At 63.8% G+C, this 14777-nt stretch carries 15 protein-coding genes; 10 read left to right on the top strand and 5 right to left on the bottom strand.

Features of this window, described 5'->3' with window-relative positions:
* Nucleotide 1: 1 nt before the first annotated feature.
* The 3 genes from fliT to C9I57_RS24890 form a co-directional block, all read right to left on the bottom strand.
* Entirely contained in the window at nt 2-301 is a 300-nt protein-coding gene (fliT, locus tag C9I57_RS24900) for a flagellar protein FliT (protein ID WP_107153255.1), read from the bottom strand.
* An 18-nt stretch (nt 302-319) separates the two neighbouring features.
* On the bottom strand, nt 320-1789 hold the full coding sequence (gene fliD / locus C9I57_RS24895; protein WP_107153254.1) for a flagellar filament capping protein FliD: 1470 nt from the start codon (nt 1787-1789) through the stop codon (nt 320-322).
* 195 nt (nt 1790-1984) lie between these two features.
* Nucleotides 1985-2815, bottom strand: coding sequence for a flagellin domain-containing protein (locus C9I57_RS24890; RefSeq protein WP_107153253.1), 831 nt, complete (start codon nt 2813-2815; stop codon nt 1985-1987).
* Nucleotides 2816-3355: 540 nt separating this feature from the next.
* Between C9I57_RS24890 and rpsU the strand changes: the two genes are divergently transcribed.
* Complete coding sequence (gene rpsU, locus C9I57_RS24885) at nt 3356-3568, top strand: 30S ribosomal protein S21 (RefSeq protein ID WP_018441477.1); 213 nt, start codon at nt 3356-3358, stop codon at nt 3566-3568.
* Nucleotides 3569-3823: 255 nt separating this feature from the next.
* Here the strand turns inward: rpsU and C9I57_RS24880 are convergent, their stop codons facing one another.
* Nucleotides 3824-4426, bottom strand: a complete 603-nt coding sequence (locus tag C9I57_RS24880) for a DNA-3-methyladenine glycosylase I (RefSeq protein WP_107153252.1) — start codon at nt 4424-4426, stop codon at nt 3824-3826.
* A gap of 251 nt (nt 4427-4677) precedes the next feature.
* Between C9I57_RS24880 and C9I57_RS24870 the strand changes: the two genes are divergently transcribed.
* From C9I57_RS24870 to C9I57_RS24860, 3 genes are all read left to right on the top strand, one after another.
* Nucleotides 4678-5601, top strand: a complete 924-nt coding sequence (locus C9I57_RS24870; RefSeq protein ID WP_107153250.1) for a BadF/BadG/BcrA/BcrD ATPase family protein — start codon at nt 4678-4680, stop codon at nt 5599-5601.
* 40 nt (nt 5602-5641) lie between these two features.
* Nucleotides 5642-6463 (top strand): Cof-type HAD-IIB family hydrolase, encoded by an 822-nt coding sequence (locus C9I57_RS24865; RefSeq protein WP_107153315.1) that lies wholly within the window; start codon nt 5642-5644, stop codon nt 6461-6463.
* A 333-nt stretch (nt 6464-6796) separates the two neighbouring features.
* Nucleotides 6797-7108, top strand: coding sequence for an H-NS histone family protein (locus tag C9I57_RS24860; RefSeq protein WP_107153249.1), 312 nt, complete (start codon nt 6797-6799; stop codon nt 7106-7108).
* Between the two features lie 77 nt (nt 7109-7185).
* Here the strand turns inward: C9I57_RS24860 and C9I57_RS24855 are convergent, their stop codons facing one another.
* Nucleotides 7186-8253, bottom strand: a complete 1068-nt coding sequence (locus C9I57_RS24855) for a glycosyltransferase family 4 protein (RefSeq protein ID WP_107153248.1) — start codon at nt 8251-8253, stop codon at nt 7186-7188.
* Nucleotides 8254-8830: 577 nt separating this feature from the next.
* Here C9I57_RS24855 and flhD point away from each other — a divergent pair.
* The 6 genes from flhD to cheA all read left to right on the top strand — a co-directional run bounded on the left by flhD (nt 8831) and on the right by cheA (nt 14750).
* Nucleotides 8831-9151, top strand: a complete 321-nt coding sequence (gene flhD / locus C9I57_RS24850; RefSeq protein WP_258187808.1) for a flagellar transcriptional regulator FlhD — start codon at nt 8831-8833, stop codon at nt 9149-9151.
* 186 nt (nt 9152-9337) lie between these two features.
* Nucleotides 9338-9895: a flagellar transcriptional regulator FlhC gene (flhC, locus tag C9I57_RS24845; RefSeq protein ID WP_018441485.1), complete on the top strand. Its 558-nt coding sequence runs from the start codon at nt 9338-9340 to the stop codon at nt 9893-9895.
* Between the two features lie 193 nt (nt 9896-10088).
* Entirely contained in the window at nt 10089-10949 is an 861-nt protein-coding gene (motA, locus tag C9I57_RS24840; protein WP_018441486.1) for a flagellar motor stator protein MotA, read from the top strand.
* A gap of 57 nt (nt 10950-11006) precedes the next feature.
* Nucleotides 11007-12014, top strand: a complete 1008-nt coding sequence (gene motB / locus C9I57_RS24835; protein WP_107153247.1) for a flagellar motor protein MotB — start codon at nt 11007-11009, stop codon at nt 12012-12014.
* Nucleotides 12015-12021: 7 nt separating this feature from the next.
* Entirely contained in the window at nt 12022-12393 is a 372-nt protein-coding gene (locus C9I57_RS24830) for a response regulator (protein ID WP_018441488.1), read from the top strand.
* 20 nt (nt 12394-12413) lie between these two features.
* Nucleotides 12414-14750 (top strand): chemotaxis protein CheA, encoded by a 2337-nt coding sequence (gene cheA / locus C9I57_RS24825; RefSeq protein WP_107153246.1) that lies wholly within the window; start codon nt 12414-12416, stop codon nt 14748-14750.
* The last annotated feature ends 27 nt before the right edge of the window (nt 14751-14777 follow it).

Raw genomic sequence — 14777 nt, 5'->3', positions numbered from 1 at the left:
CTTAGCGTAGCCTCTGTGTTTTCCGATAGAGGCGGGCCGCTTCGATGCCGCGCCGCGCCTCCGAAAAGCGCGAGGAGCACATGTCGCGTGCTTCGCGCGCCTTCTCGATGATCACGGCGTTCATCGCTTGAATTTCCCGGATCATCGCGAGGTTCTCTTCGCTCTGACCGGCGTCAAGCGACATCAGGAGCGGAGCGCGCTCCTTGGAAACGTCGGCCGCAATCTGCCAGTCGCCCGCCTCGAGGGCGGCAACGATGGTCCGGCTGAGTTCGTACGCGCGAGCAAGCGCTTCCTGAGACATCTCGTTCGGTCCTTCGCGTTACTTGCTGTTGAGCGAGCCCGAGAGGCCGCCGCCGCCGAAGAGCCGGTTCAGGTAGCTCGTTTCGTTCGTCGTCTGCGCCATCAGCGTATTCAACTGCGTGAACTGGGCCTGATACTGCGCGGTTAGCGTCTGCTCCCAGGCCGTGAGTGACGTTTGCGCCTGCGATTGCGCCGCCAGGTCGGAATTGAGCGACGACTCGCGCTGCGTGATCTGGCCCGTCGCCGAATCGGTGTACGAACTGATGAAGGCGTTCAACTGCTCGCCGAAGCCGTTCGTGCCGTTGAAGATCGCCGAGACCGTGGAAGGCGACGTCGCGAGCGTCGAATTGAGCTTCGACGTATCGAGCGAGAGCGTGCCGTCGTGATTGAGGTTGATGCCAATCTGCGCGAGATCGTATGTCGTGCCCCCCACCGTGATGCCGCTGCTCATGATCGACGATATGCCGTTCACGGCGGAGTTCAGCATGGCGTCGCCGAGCAGCGGTCCGGCTTGCGAGCCCTGTGCCGCGCTTGCGTTGAACGAGGAGAGCGACGTCTCGGTCGAAATCCACTGGTTGTACGCCGTCACGAAGCTTTGAATCTGATTCGAGATTGCCGTCGTGTTCTGGGCGATGGTCAGCGTCTGCGTCGTGCCGACGGATGCACTCGTGAGCGCCAGGTTGACGCCCGTCAGCGCATTCGTGATCGTGTTGCTCGCGCTATCGATCGAGGTGCCGCTGATCGTCAGCTTCGCGTCTTGAGCCGTGGTGACTTGCGTGAAGTTAGCCGTCGCCATGCCCGAATCGACGCCGGCGCCGCCCGATACCGTGACGGTGTTCGCGGCGCCCGTTTGCGTCGACGTGAGCACGAGGTGCTGGCCGTCCGTGCCGGTGACGACGGCAGCCGTCACGCCCGGGTTGCTCGACGAATTGTTGATTGCATTGGCGACGCCCTGCAGCGTGTTGTTCGTCGAGTCGAGCGTGATCGACATCGAGCCGCTGCCCACGCCGATCGTCAGCGTGCCCGTGCCGAGCGTGGCACCGCTCGCATAAGCCTTCGATGAAATCTGGTTAGCCGTTGCGATCTGCGTGACGTTGATCGAGTAGGTGCCCGCGGCTGCGCCCGTCGTCGTCGAGGCCGTGATGCCACTGCCGCTCAACGTCGCGCTGAGCGACTGGAAGATGGTGCCATCGACGAGGCTGCCAGCCTGGCCGGCCGTCGACGTTTGACCGGCCAGCGCGTTCAACACGGATGACAGCGCCGACTGCATGCTGCCGAGCGCCGAGAGCATCGTGTTGTCGCTCGAAATGGCGTTCGTGATCGTCTGCTGCTGCCCGGCGGTCTTTGCGGTCACGAGCGAGGAGACGAGCGAGCTTACGTCGAGTGTCGAGTTCGTCAGGCCGGACAGAATCGATTGCGCCGCTTGCTGGAGCAGTGTGCTCTCGCTGTTCGAAGTGCCGTTGACGCCCGTCGTCGTGATAGTGCTCATGTCATGCTCTCCACACGCTTCCGTTGTCTTTAGGGTTGAGTCAGTCCTTGCTTCGAGTCAGCCGATGCTCAATGCACAACGGGAGGCATGCCTCCCGGTGATCGGCCGACGATGGTGCGACAGGAGTTTAATCGCTGCTGGCGCCTGCCGCGCCGTGACGAACCGAACCTCGGTTCGTCACGCGAAGTGCGTAGCTTACTGCAGGAGCTTCAGCACTTGTTGCGGCAGCGAGTTGGCTTGTGCGAGCACCGAGATACCGGCTTGCTGCAGCACTTGAGCCTTCGACAGGTTCGCCGTTTCTTGCGCGAAGTCGGCGCCGACGATCTGCGATTCCGAAGCCGTCAGGTTCGTCGATTCCGTTTGCGTGTTCGTGATCGCGGCCTGGAACGTGTTCTGCGTTGCACCGAGCGTCGCCTGGAACGTCGAGATTTGCGTCAGCGCGGCATCGATCGCGGTGATGGCGTTTTGCGCACCCGACGTCGTGCTGACGTCCACGGACGAGACGCCGAGGCCACCCGCGTTCCACGTGGTCGTGCCGAAGTCCGCCGTGATCGTCTGGTTTGCGCTCGCGCCGACCTGGAAGCTCACGCTGCCGCTCGAGCCGAGGCCGCCGCCGAGCAGCGTTTGACCGTTGAACGACGTTTGCTGTTCGACGCGGTTGATTTCTCCGAGACGCGTGCCGACTTCCGTCTGCAGGTCAGCTTGCGCTGCCGTGCCGAGCGAGCCGTCGCCCGATTCGACCGCCAGCTGGCGGATACGCTGCAGGTTCGAGACGATCGACGAGAGGGCGCCGTTCGCCGTTTGAACCATCGAGATACCGTTGTTGGCGTTCATCACGCCTTGGTTCAGCGCGTTGATCGACGCGGTTTGCTGCGTGGCGATCGCGAGACCGGCGGCGTCGTCGGCAGCCGTGTTGATGCGGTTGCCCGACGACAGACGGTTGATGGCTTGCGACAGGGCGCTTTGCGTGCCCGACAGGTTCGTCTGCGTCTGCAGCGACAGGATATTTGTGTTGATGTTGAGCATTTCTTTCCTCGTGTGAAAACGTCCAGAAAACAAGGCCGTACGGGTTCGGCGTCGCGCTTCCACGATTGGCGCTGCCCGCCTGTCCTGGTTGTCGGCGAGGGCGGGAAGAAACTTTAGGGAAGGATTGAACGAAATAGCTGACGAATGCATTTCGCGCCGGTCGGATAGGCCGTCGCGACGGTGTGATGAGCGGCGCGCAGGCGCTCTTGCCGCGGGCCGATTACGGGCGCTTACTCCAGCCCTGGGACGGGCGAACCGTCGGCGCGAGGCCTGCGCCATTCTCGTCATCATTCGGTCATCATTGCGGACAGCTCCGGCGGAAATCACGGCGGGCTAGCAATCGCTCCCGAGTTCTGATACCATCCACCGTTTCGTCCGTGTCTCGACGCCGACCGAGCGGGTTTTCCCAAAGGTGCGGGGCATGGGGGCGCGGCCTGCAAGGGAACCCTAATGGGATCCTGCGAAGGGAACCGCCGCGCCGGCGGAAGCGGCGCGTGCCCGTCATGCCGCCCCACGCACTTGAACGTACCTGGAAAATAGATGACGACGATTTTGCTGAAGGAAAACGAGCCGTTCGAGGTGGCGATTCGCCGCTTTCGCCGCGCCATCGAAAAGAACGGACTGATCGCCGAGCTGCGCGAGCGCCAGACCTATGAAAAGCCGACGGCCGTGCGCAAGCGCAAGAAGGCCGCCGCGGTCAAGCGCTTGCACAAGCGCCTGCGCAGCCAGATGCTGCCGAAAAAGCTCCACTGAGCGAGCGTTGCCGCATGTCGGGCATGGCTCGCATGCGGAGGCTTCAGACAGATGGCGGTGCGCTCCGGAATGGAGCCGCGCCGCCGTTTTGTTTTGCGCGACGGATTTTGTGAGGGCAACGGCGTTTGCAGAGGTTGCCGGCACGAGCCGCGGTCCAGCGGCTTGGGTCACGGATCTGCTCGCTTTGGTTTTGGGTTGTTCAGGCTTTGCTGATATCGGCGTTGGTTATGCCGGCTTGTGTCACGCCGACTTGTGTCACGCCGACTTCTTTCTGCTGGGCTTCGCTTTGGCCAGCTTGGCGCACCGTGCTCGCCAGGCGCAACTCGTCTGGTGATCGTTGACCATGCCGACGGCCTGCATGAACGCATAGCAGATCGTCGAGCCGACGAACTTGCAGCCGTACCCCTTGAGCGCCTTGCTCAGCCCGTCCGATAGGGGCGTCGAAGCGGGCGCGTGCTCCTTGTACAGCGCCCAGTCGTTCTGAATCGGCTCCCCATCGACGAAAGACCAAACGAAGTTCGCGAGCGAGCCGTGCTCCGCCTGGATGCGCAATACAGCGCGCGCGTTGGCGACGGCGGCCTCGAGCTTGGCACGATTTCGCACGATGCTGGCATCGCTCATCAGCCGCTCGATATCCGCTTCCGTATAGCGGGCGACGGCTTCGACATCGAAATCGGCAAATGCGCGGCGATACCCTTCGCGCTTGCCGAGGATCGTCGACCATGAGAGCCCCGCTTGCGCGCCTTCGAGCACGAGCATTTCAAAAAGATGCCGGTCGTCGCGAGACGGGACGCCCCATTCGGTGTCGTGATACTGCTCGTCGGCCGGTGTTCTTACCCAATTGCAGCGCTCGGTCATTCGGAGGCTCCTCGTTTTGCGTTGGCGCCGGCGCGATTCGGATCGGTTTCGCCGTGCCTGGGCAAGAAGAATAACGGATCCGCGGTGCGCGGCAACTTGGCCGAATGGGAGATTGGCGGCGAACCGCGAAGCGGATACGCTTGCTCATCGGTGCCGTCCGCGAAGCGCAATCGAAAGACGCGATGCGTGCCGCGACCGATGCGGGACAAACGTCCAATCAGACTGGATATAGAGCGACATCGAGCACGTCTATGAGTATCGAAGAAGCAGCGCGAGCAGCACAGTTCCTCGTCGGTGTTGACGGCGGCGGCAGCGGTACGCGTGTCGTACTGGCGGACGCAGCGAGCGGCAATGAGCTCGCCCAAGCCACGGGCGGCGCGTCGGCGCTCGCGCTAGGCGCCGATCGTGCGTGGGCAGCAATTAGCACGGCCGTCATGCAGGCCTTCGAGCGCGCGGCGTTGGAGCTCGAATGGTCGCGCTGCGCACTCGGCGGCGGGCTCGCGGGCGTCAACAATCGCGAATGGCTCGCCGCATTCAAGGCCCAAGCGCCGCGGCTCGCCGCGCTCGCCGTGGAGAGCGATGCCTACACGACCTTGCTCGGCGCGCATGGTGGATCGGCAGGCGTCATCGTCGCGCTCGGCACGGGCAGCATCGCGGCCGTGCTCGCTGAAGACGGCAGTTGCCGAATCGCCGGCGGCTATGGCTTCCCGTCAGGAGACGAGGCAAGCGGTGCATGGCTCGGCTTGCGCGCGATCGTGCATGCGCAGCAAGTGCTGGACGGCCGGGCCCCGGCTGATGCGTTTTCTGATGCGCTGCTCGCGCAAACGGGCGCGCATGACCGCGATAGCCTCGTCGTCTGGCTCTGCGCCGCGAATCAAGCCGCCTATGCGAGTCTCGCGCCCATTGTGCTCGCGCATCGAACGCATCCGCTTGCGATGCGGCTGCTCGCCGAGGCGGGACGCGACATCGCCCGGCTGATCGACGCCCTGGATCCCGCCGCGAGGCTGCCCGTAGCGCTTTGCGGCGGCCTAGGGGAGCCGTTGCGCGCGCACGTTCCGAGCTCTCATAGCAACCGGCTCGTCGCGCCGCGCGCCGATTCCGCACATGGCGCGCTCGAGCTCGCGCGGCGAGCGGCCGGCGCGCGGCCGCCGGACCAAACGCACTCGCCACGTTAAAATGGCGGCCTCGCCGTTTCGGCCCGTTTGTCCTGAAGCCATGTATCAAGTCATCGCTACCGATCTCGATGGGACGTTGCTCAACAGCGAGCATCAGCTCGATCCTTTCACGGTGGCGACGGTGCGGCGGCTGGCCGAAGAAGGGATCCATTTCGTCATCGCGACGGGTCGCCACTACTGCGACGTCGCGGGCATTCGCGACGTGCTCGGGATCCGTCCGTACCTCATCACATCGAACGGCGCGCGCGTGCATGCGCCCGACGACACGCTGATTCACGGGCTCAATCTTCCGGCCGCGACCGTGCGAAAGCTCGTGCGTCCCGAGATCGCGGGAGAGCATCGGCGCGTCATCGTCAATCTTTTTGCCGATGACGCCTGGCTCATCGATCGCGATGCCCCGCATTTGCTCGCGTTCCATCGAGACTCCGGATTTCGCTATGAAATCGTCGATCCGCTCGAGCATGACGGGGACGATATTGCCAAAGTGCTCTATATCGGCGAGCCCGACGACCTTGCGTACGTGGCGGCGAATCTCGAGCGTGAATTCGGCGAAACGCTTTACGTGACTTATTCGCTGCCCGACTGTCTGGAAGTCATGAGCGCCGATGTTTCGAAAGGCCGGGCGCTGCAATTCGTATTGGCGCGCCTCGGCGCGGACAATGCGAACTGCGTCGCTTTCGGCGACAACATGAACGACATCGATCTGCTCGAGACGGCCGGCCACCCTTTCATGATGAACAACGCGAATCCACAACTGATGGCGCGGCTGCCGCGAGTGCCGCGCATCGGCAACAACTTCGAAGCCGGGGTCGCGCATCAGCTTCGCAAGCTCTTTTCGATCACCGACGAATTGACTTCCTGATAGCCGCGCCGGCCTCATTGGGCGGCTCAGTCGACTGCAAGCTCGCCCATGCTCTCTACGGCGGGGGAATTCGATGCATTCGACTTGCATCGGCTTCGAGCCATCCGGCATTACGCAGCGACTCGCGCAACGCTCAAGCGAATTAGTGAATTCCCTGAATGCGTCACGAACGGAAATATTTCATTGCGTTAATGTGGCATTACCCACGGTAGGCGCGGGCTCGAGAATTATCATATGATTGCCTGGTAAACCCAGGTGAATTGAGCATTGCCAGCTTTGCGCGTTCCGACTAACCTCCGGGCACGCATTGTTCTTTTATCCAGGGAGACCACGATGTCCCAATACGCAGAACTCAAGGCACAGATTGCGAAGCTGCAGGCGCAGGCAGACGAAGTAAGGCGTGCCGAGCTTGCCGACGTCATCGCCGACATTCAACAAAAAATCGCCGAATTCGGTCTGTCCGCGCGTGACCTCGGTTTCGCGGAAGCGCCTCGTCGTGGTCGTCCCCGCAAAGGCAGCGTTCAGAAAGCACCGCTGCCGGCGAAGTACCGGGATCCGAAGACGGGGGCGACGTGGAGCGGCCGCGGCCGGGTGCCGGGCTGGATGCAAGGCAAGAACCGCGACCGCTATCTCATCAAAGAGTGAGTGGGCTGTGATGCGCGCCGCCGAAGGCCTGCTTGCGAGCCGCCACTGGCGCCGCGCAACGACCGTCGCACATCACATCAACCCGCCGCGACGCTGCGCAGCGCGGGGCGCCGAGCGGTGCGCTCGATCAGCGTTTCGTACTTCTCGACATAGGCGCGCGCCATCGCCTGCGCGGTGAAGCGCCGCTCGAACTGAGCGCGGATTTCTTCGCGCGAGAGCTCGTCGAGTCGCTGTACGGCGGCAACAGCGCTATGCGTGTCTTCGACGACGTACCCGGTCACGCCGTGGTCGATCACTTCGGGCACCGAGCCGCGGTTGAACGCGACAACGGGCGTGCCGCAGGCCATCGCTTCGATCATGACGAGCCCGAACGGCTCGCACCAGTCGATAGGGAACAGCAACGCTTTCGCGCGCGAGAGGAATTCGGGCTTTTGCGTCTCGTCGATCTCGCCGATGAACTCGACATGGGCTTCGCCGAGTAGCGGTTCGATCTCCGTTTTGAAGTACTCGCGGTCGACCTTGTCGACTTTTGCGGCGATCTTGAGCGGCAACCCGCTCATGGCCGCGATGCGAATCGCGGTATCGACGCGCTTTTCCGGGCAAATGCGACCGAGGAACGCCAGATACTCGGGCTCCTCCTGCGTGCGCGGAGTGAGCAGTCCCGAGGGCAGCCCATGGTAGACGGTGCCGAGCCAATTGGCCTGCGGCAACGGTGTGCGCTGCGACTGCGATATCGAAATGACCGGTGCGTCCGTGAACGTGTTGAAGACGGGCTGCAGCTCGGGCAGGTCGAGCCGCCCGTGCAGCGTCGTCACGAACGGCGTTCCGGCGTTCGCGAAAAGGCTGAACGGCAGGTAGTCGAGATGGAAATGCAGCACGTCGAAGTCGGACGCGAGACGTCGCACTTGCTCAAGCAGCAGCATGTGCGGCGCGAGGGGATCGCGAATCGAGGGGTCAAGCCGCAGGGCTCGCGGCCACGCCGCTTCGAGCGTAGCCGAAGTCACCGAGTCGCCGCTCGCAAACAGCGTCACGTCGTGGCCGAGCTCGACGAGCGCTTCGGTCAGGTACGACACGACGCGCTCGGTACCGCCATAGAACTTCGGGGGAACGGCCTCGTAAAGCGGCGCGATTTGAGCGATTCGCATACGGGAATCTCCTTGCTTAAAAAGAGCGGCGCCGTTTTTCGCTGCTGCGCCGCATAAGGTCCTTGGTTGTCATTATCGGGAGCGGACGCGCTGTTGATTAGCGCATTTTCAAACCCTTAACCCTTGTTACAGCCCGAAACAGCGGGGGCGCGAGCGGGCGCGCCGACGCTGCGCGAGCTGTTCGCAAGGCGCGCGCAAGGTCTGCTCGGGGTCGCGCGGGCGCAAGCATTTATTGCAAAGCAGCGACCGCTCTCCCTATAATTGGCTTGGCTCCCGCCGCCCATCGCGCCATGGATTTCCCCCGCAGTGCCCCGCCCGGCGCGGGTTCGCACGCAGTTGCCCGTCTCCGAGAGAGCAAGAACGCGGCCCGATGTAGGAATAATTCGTACATGTTTTCCAGATAGTTCCGATACGCCCCGCGGTTCTTCTTCCGATTTCCAGTCTTTTTACAATTTGACACAATTGCGCCAGGCCCAAGAAGGGTCGGCTTGTGCGCGGCGTTTTCGCCGCTTCGGGCAAACGTTTCCGAATGACCGAGCACCGCATCGGAGTTGTGTGGCATCGAACGGGGGAAATCATGGACGCAACCAGCGAAACGCTCAGCGAGATCAAAGACGTCAATCTGTCGTATTTGCTGCTTGCCCAACGACTGCTGCGCGAGGACCGGGCAATGGGGATGTTCCGCATGGGCATCTCGGACCAGCTTGCCGACGTGCTGGCAAACCTCACGCTCGCGCAGACGGTGAAGCTCGCCGCCTCGAACCAGCTTTTATGCCGCTTCCGCTTCGACGATCACGCCGTGCTTTCGACGCTGGCCGATAAAGGCAAATCGTCGGCGCTCTCGCATTCGCATTCGGCCATCCTGATGGCGGGCCAGCCGGCCGAAACGATCGGCTGACCGCGCGAGCTCAAGCTGGAATGAGAATGAGACGACCCCCACGCTCACTATCGTTCGCTGCCCCCTCCCACACGGAGACTTCCTGGGCGCGCCTGCGGCGCACCTGCAGGTCGCGAGGGGGCTTCAGCCTCCCCCGGGGCGGAACCGGGGCCCGGAAGGAAGTCCCCTTGGGGACGGGAGGCTGATATGGCAACGAAGAGCGTAGTACTCGAAGTCAAGGAAATCACGCTGGCGATCGAGCTGATCGAACTCGGCGCGCGATTGCAGTTGCTCGAGGCTGAAACCAGCCTCTCGCGCGACAGGCTCATCAAGCTTTATAAGGAATTGAAAGGCGTCTCGCCGCCGAAGGGCATGCTGCCGTTTTCCACGGACTGGTTCATGACCTGGCAGCCGAACATCCATTCCTCGCTTTTCTACAATATTTACCGGTTCATGGCGCTGCATGGCCGCTGTGAAACGATTCAGAGCATCGTCAAAAGTTACCGGCTCTATCTCGAGCATGCGGCCTTGCATGGCGACGAGCCGCTTCTTTCGCTCACGCGTGCCTGGACCCTCGTGCGTTTTTTCGAGTCGGGCATGCTCCAGATGACCGCTTGCGTGCGTTGCAAAGGTCAATTCGTCGCGCATGCGCACGATCCACAGAACGGTTTCGTCTGCGGGCTCTGCCAGCCGCCTTCGCGAGCCGGCAAAACCAAAAAGTCCGCCGCCAAGACGGCCGTGACCAGCCTGGCCGAGGCGGCCTGAGCGTCCGGCCGCCTTTCGGCATGATTTACCCGCTTCGACGGAAGCTTTGCGTGTCGACGCACGTCCCGGTTCCCGCGGTGGACTGCTACCGCCGCAATACAGCCGTTTACGCGCATTCGTCCTCAAAGTTTCGGCCCGCCTGCCGTAAACCTGATCAACGGCGGTCTCCGCCGACCATTGTGAGGACCCGGCAGTGCTGATTTTCGTGGGAACACTCGTGACTGTGCTGTCCGTCTTCGGCGGCTATGCGCTGGCGGGCGGACATCTGGGCGCGCTCGTGCAGCCGGAGGAGGCGCTCATGATTATGGGCGCCGGGCTCGGGGCGTTCATCCTCGGCAATGGGCTCAAGACGATCAAGGCGACGGTCAAGCTGCTGCCGACGCTGTTCAAGGGCTCGAAGTACACGAAGGACGTGTACATGGAGCTGATGGCGCTTCTTTACGTTTTGCTTGCAAAGGCGCGCAAGGAGGGCACGCTCACGCTCGAGGCTGATATCGACGACCCCGAGAAGAGCCCTATCTTCACGCAATATCCGAAGATCCTCGCGGACAAGCATATCGTCGAGTTCCTGACCGACTACCTGCGGCTCATGGTGGGCGGCAACATGAACGCTTTCGAGATCGAAAGCCTCATGGACGAGGAAATCGAAACGCATCACGCCGAAGGCGAGGGGCCCGCGCACGCGCTGATGCGCACGGGCGACGCAATGCCGGCTTTCGGCATCGTCGCCGCGGTGATGGGCGTCGTCCATACGATGGCGTCGGCTGACAAGCCGCCCGCGGTGCTCGGCGCGATGATCGCGCAGGCACTCGTCGGCACGTTCCTCGGCATTTTGCTTTCGTACGGGCTCATCGGCCCGCTCTCGAGCCTCGCCGAGCAGCGCGTGGCCGAGTCCACGAAGATGTTTCAGTGCATCAAGGTCACGATCCTCGCGAGCTTGAACGGCTATGCGCCGGCGATCGCCGTCGAGTTCGGCCGCAAGGTGCTCTTCTCGACCGAACGCCCGTCGTTCGCCGAGCTCGAAGAGCACGTGCGCCGCGTGAAGGCGAAGTAAGGGCGGACGGCGAACCAACCTGGCAAGCGGCAAAGCACGACTCGAGGAAGCGCGCGGATGAGCAAGGGCAAGGACAAAGCGATCGTCGTCAAGCGCGTGGCGCCCGCAAGGAAGGGGCACCACGGCGGCGCATGGAAGCTCGCCTATGCGGACTTCATGACCGCGATGATGGCGTTCTTTCTGCTGATGTGGCTGCTGTCGGCCGCGACGCCGATCCAGCTCAAGGGCATTGCGGAATACTTTCAGCAGCCGCTGAAGGCGGCGCTCTTCGGCGGCGATCGCAGCGCTGATTCGTCGAGCATTCTGAAGGGCGGCGGCCGCGACATCTCGACCGATGCGGCCGGCGTCACGCGCCGCACCGAGGGCTCGACCGACAAGGCGACGCATACGACCGCGCAGAACGACGACCAAGCGGTCGATCCGCTCAAGGGCTCCCTCGAGCGGCGCGAGCAGGAGCGCCTGCACGATCTGCAGGTGAAGCTGATGGCTGCGATCGAGGCGAACCCGATCCTCCGGCAGTTCAAGCAGCAGATCCGCATCGATTCGACGCTGCAGGGCCTGCGCATCGAGATCGTCGACACGCAAAAGCGGCCAATGTTCGCCACGGCGAGCGACGACGTCGAGCCCTACATGCGCGACATCCTGCGGGCGATCGGCAAGACGTTGAACGACGTGCCGAATCATATCGTCGTGCAAGGCCACACCGATGCCGTGCCCTATGCCGGCAACGGTCGCGGATATACCAACTGGGAGCTCTCGGCCGACCGCGCGAACGCGTCGCGGCGCGAGCTCGTCGAAGGCGGCATGGACGAAGGCAAGGTCCTGCGCGTGCTCGGCCTCGCGTCGACACAAAACCTCAACAAGGCGGATCCGCTCGATCCGGAGAATCGCCGCATCAGCATCATCGTGCTTAACCGTAAATCCGAGGAAGCGGTGATGCGCGACGACAGTACAACAACGACGCTGTCCAACGACGCCGCCGGCGCGACTTCGTTCGCGCAGAAGATGCAGCCCCCGCTTCTGAAGGCGCCGGGCGAGCAGGCCGGATCGACGGGCAAGCAGTGAGGCACTCATGATCAGGGACATTTTGGCGATCGACGACTCGGCCGCGATGCGTGAAATCCTCGCCGCGACGCTGCGCGAGGCGGGCTACGAGGTGACCGTGGCGGCCGACGGCGACGAGGGGCTCGCGAGCGCGCTCGCGCACCCGCATCCGTTCGATCTCGTGCTGACCGATCAGTACATGCCGAGGAGAAGCGGCCTCGATGTGATTGCCGCGCTGCGCTCGCAGCCGGCCTACGAGGCCACGCCGATCTTCGTGCTGACGACGGAGGACGGCGATGCGTTCAAGGACGCGGCGCGCGCGGCCGGCGCGACGGGCTGGATCGCCAAGCCGCTCGATCTCGACACGCTGACCGAATTGATCGCGGCGCTGCCCTCATGATTCTTCGCGGTGACTGACGCATGACACTCGACATCACACAGTTTTATCAGACGTTCTTCGACGAGGCGGACGAACTGCTCGGCGAGATGGAGCAGTTGCTGCTGAATCTCGACGTCGGCACGCCCGATCCGGAGGACCTCGCGGCCATTTTCCGCGCGGCCCACTCGATCAAGGGCGGCGCGGCGACGTTCGGCTTCGCGGCGCTTACTGAAACGACGCACATTCTCGAATCGCTGCTCGATCGCGCCCGCAACAACGAGCTGACGTTGCGCAAGGACATGATCGACACGTTCCTCGAAACGAAGGACGTGCTCACCGATCAGCTCGCCGCCTATCGCGCCAGCGCCGAACCCGACGCCGCGGCAGCCGCCGCGATTTGCGCCAAGCTCGAGCGCTTGCGCGATGGCGAGCCGGCGCAAGCTTCGGCCCCGGCGGCCGCCCCCGCGGCGGCGGTCGCGTCGGCTCCGGCGCCGGTGCCCGCACCCGCGGTGCAAGCGAGCGCCGCCGGCGGCGCGGCCGAAGGCATGGCGCCCGATCATGTCGTCGACCAGGCGATCGATGCGACGCACGGCACCGCAAACGCTGTCGTGCCGGATGCGGCGCAGGCGGGCCCGGCTTCAACGGATGCAGGACCTCACCTGAAAGTGACGCTACGGGGGGTGGGGGAGAAGGACCAGGCGCTGCTCATCGAAGAACTGGGCAACCTGGGCCACATCGTCGAACAGGCGAAGAGCGGCGGCGACTTGATCGTCTACCTCGAGACCGACGTGCCGACCGACGACATCACCGCCGTGCTGTGCTTCGTGATCGACGAAAGCCAGATCGTGATCGGGCGCGGCACGGCGCCGGGCGCGCAAGGGGAGGCCTCGGCGGATGTCGCGGGAGCCGCAGCCTCGGCGCAGCCGGACGTTGCATCGGCTTCAGCCTCCGCGACCGCGGCGCCGCAAGCCGTGCCCGCACCTGCGCCCGCACCCGCGACGATGCCGGCCCCGGCCCGGGCCGCTCAACCGGACGCGCAGCCTGACGCACAATCCCAGCCGAAGCCGACAGTGCCGGCTACCGCACCGTCGGCTGCTTCATCGTCAACTTCATCGGCTTCTTCGCCTTCGTCCGCTTCCTCCGCGAGCGCCGACGAGCGCAAGGCGCGCCCGGCCGCCGCCGCGGCGACGAGCGAGGGCGGCTCGATCCGCGTGGGCGTGGAGAAGGTCGACCAACTGATCAACCTCGTCGGCGAGCTCGTCATCACGCAGGCGATGCTGGCCGAGACGACGAGCACGTTCGACCCGGCACTGCACGATCGACTCTTCAACGGCATGGCGCAGCTCGAGCGCAATGCGCGCGATCTGCAAGAAGCGGTGATGTCGATCCGCATGATGCCGATGGACTACGTCTTCAGCCGCTTCCCGCGCCTCGTGCGCGACCTCGCCGCGAAGCTCGGCAAGGAAGTGGAGCTCGTCACGTTCGGCCAGGCGACCGAGCTCGACAAGAGTCTCATCGAGCGAATCATCGATCCCCTCACGCACCTCGTGCGCAACAGCCTCGACCATGGCATCGAGACAGTCGAGGCGCGCCGCGCCGCGGGCAAGGATCCGACGGGGCAATTGGTTCTGTCGGCGGCGCATCACGGCGGCAACATCGTCATCGAAGTCAGCGACGACGGGGCCGGCCTGCGCCGCGACAAGATTCTCGCGAAGGCGGCCAAGCAGGGGATGCAGGTCAGCGACTCGATGACGGACGAGGAAGTCTGGAACCTCATCTTCATGCCGGGCTTCTCGACGGCGGACCAGGTGACCGACGTCTCGGGCCGCGGCGTCGGGATGGACGTCGTCAAGCGCAACATTCAGTCGATGGGCGGACATGTCGAGATCGCATCGCAGGCAGGCAAGGGCACGACGACGCGCATCGTCCTGCCGCTCACGCTCGCGATCCTCGACGGCATGTCGGTCAAAGTCGGCAACGAAATCTTCATCCTGCCGCTCAACTTCGTGATGGAGTCGCTGCAGCCGTCGGCCGACGATATCTACACGGTCGCGAACGGCGAGCGCGTCGTGCGCGTGCGCGGCGAATATCTGCCCGTGGTCGCGCTGCACGAGATCTTCTCGGTCGAAGGCGCGCGCACCGATCCGACGCAAGGCATCGTCACGATCATGCAGACCGAGGGCCGCCGCTTCGCGATGTTGATCGACGAGCTCGTCGGTCAGCAGCAGGTCGTCGTGAAGAACCTCGAAACGAACTACCGCAAGGTGCACGGCATTTCGGCGGCGACGATTCTCGGCGACGGCAGCGTCGCCCTGATCGTCGACGTGGCGGCGTTGATCCGCGATTCTCGCGCCTCGCATGGCGCAATGAGCTTTTAGTAATTCCCAACCGTGGTGGGGGCTAAC

Source organism: Trinickia symbiotica, assembly GCF_003028655.1.
GTDB classification, from domain to species: domain Bacteria; phylum Pseudomonadota; class Gammaproteobacteria; order Burkholderiales; family Burkholderiaceae; genus Trinickia; species Trinickia symbiotica_A.
The sequence above is the reverse complement of the archived record's forward strand: the minus strand, read 5'-3'. Positions and strand labels throughout refer to the sequence as shown.

What these genes read in the sequence shown, in the direction of transcription:
- fliT (WP_107153255.1), bottom strand. Translation starts at nt 301, where the DNA reads ATGTCTCAGGAAGCGCTTGCTCGCGCGTACGAACTCAGCCGGACCATC.
- fliD (WP_107153254.1), bottom strand. Translation starts at nt 1,789, where the DNA reads ATGAGCACTATCACGACGACGGGCGTCAACGGCACTTCGAACAGCGAG.
- C9I57_RS24890 (WP_107153253.1), bottom strand. Translation starts at nt 2,815, where the DNA reads ATGCTCAACATCAACACAAATATCCTGTCGCTGCAGACGCAGACGAAC.
- rpsU (WP_018441477.1), top strand. Translation starts at nt 3,356, where the DNA reads ATGACGACGATTTTGCTGAAGGAAAACGAGCCGTTCGAGGTGGCGATT.
- C9I57_RS24880 (WP_107153252.1), bottom strand. Translation starts at nt 4,426, where the DNA reads ATGACCGAGCGCTGCAATTGGGTAAGAACACCGGCCGACGAGCAGTAT.
- C9I57_RS24870 (WP_107153250.1), top strand. Translation starts at nt 4,678, where the DNA reads ATGAGTATCGAAGAAGCAGCGCGAGCAGCACAGTTCCTCGTCGGTGTT.
- C9I57_RS24865 (WP_107153315.1), top strand. Translation starts at nt 5,642, where the DNA reads ATGTATCAAGTCATCGCTACCGATCTCGATGGGACGTTGCTCAACAGC.
- C9I57_RS24860 (WP_107153249.1), top strand. Translation starts at nt 6,797, where the DNA reads ATGTCCCAATACGCAGAACTCAAGGCACAGATTGCGAAGCTGCAGGCG.
- C9I57_RS24855 (WP_107153248.1), bottom strand. Translation starts at nt 8,253, where the DNA reads ATGCGAATCGCTCAAATCGCGCCGCTTTACGAGGCCGTTCCCCCGAAG.
- flhD (WP_258187808.1), top strand. Translation starts at nt 8,831, where the DNA reads ATGGACGCAACCAGCGAAACGCTCAGCGAGATCAAAGACGTCAATCTG.
- flhC (WP_018441485.1), top strand. Translation starts at nt 9,338, where the DNA reads ATGGCAACGAAGAGCGTAGTACTCGAAGTCAAGGAAATCACGCTGGCG.
- motB (WP_107153247.1), top strand. Translation starts at nt 11,007, where the DNA reads ATGAGCAAGGGCAAGGACAAAGCGATCGTCGTCAAGCGCGTGGCGCCC.
- C9I57_RS24830 (WP_018441488.1), top strand. Translation starts at nt 12,022, where the DNA reads ATGATCAGGGACATTTTGGCGATCGACGACTCGGCCGCGATGCGTGAA.
- cheA (WP_107153246.1), top strand. Translation starts at nt 12,414, where the DNA reads ATGACACTCGACATCACACAGTTTTATCAGACGTTCTTCGACGAGGCG.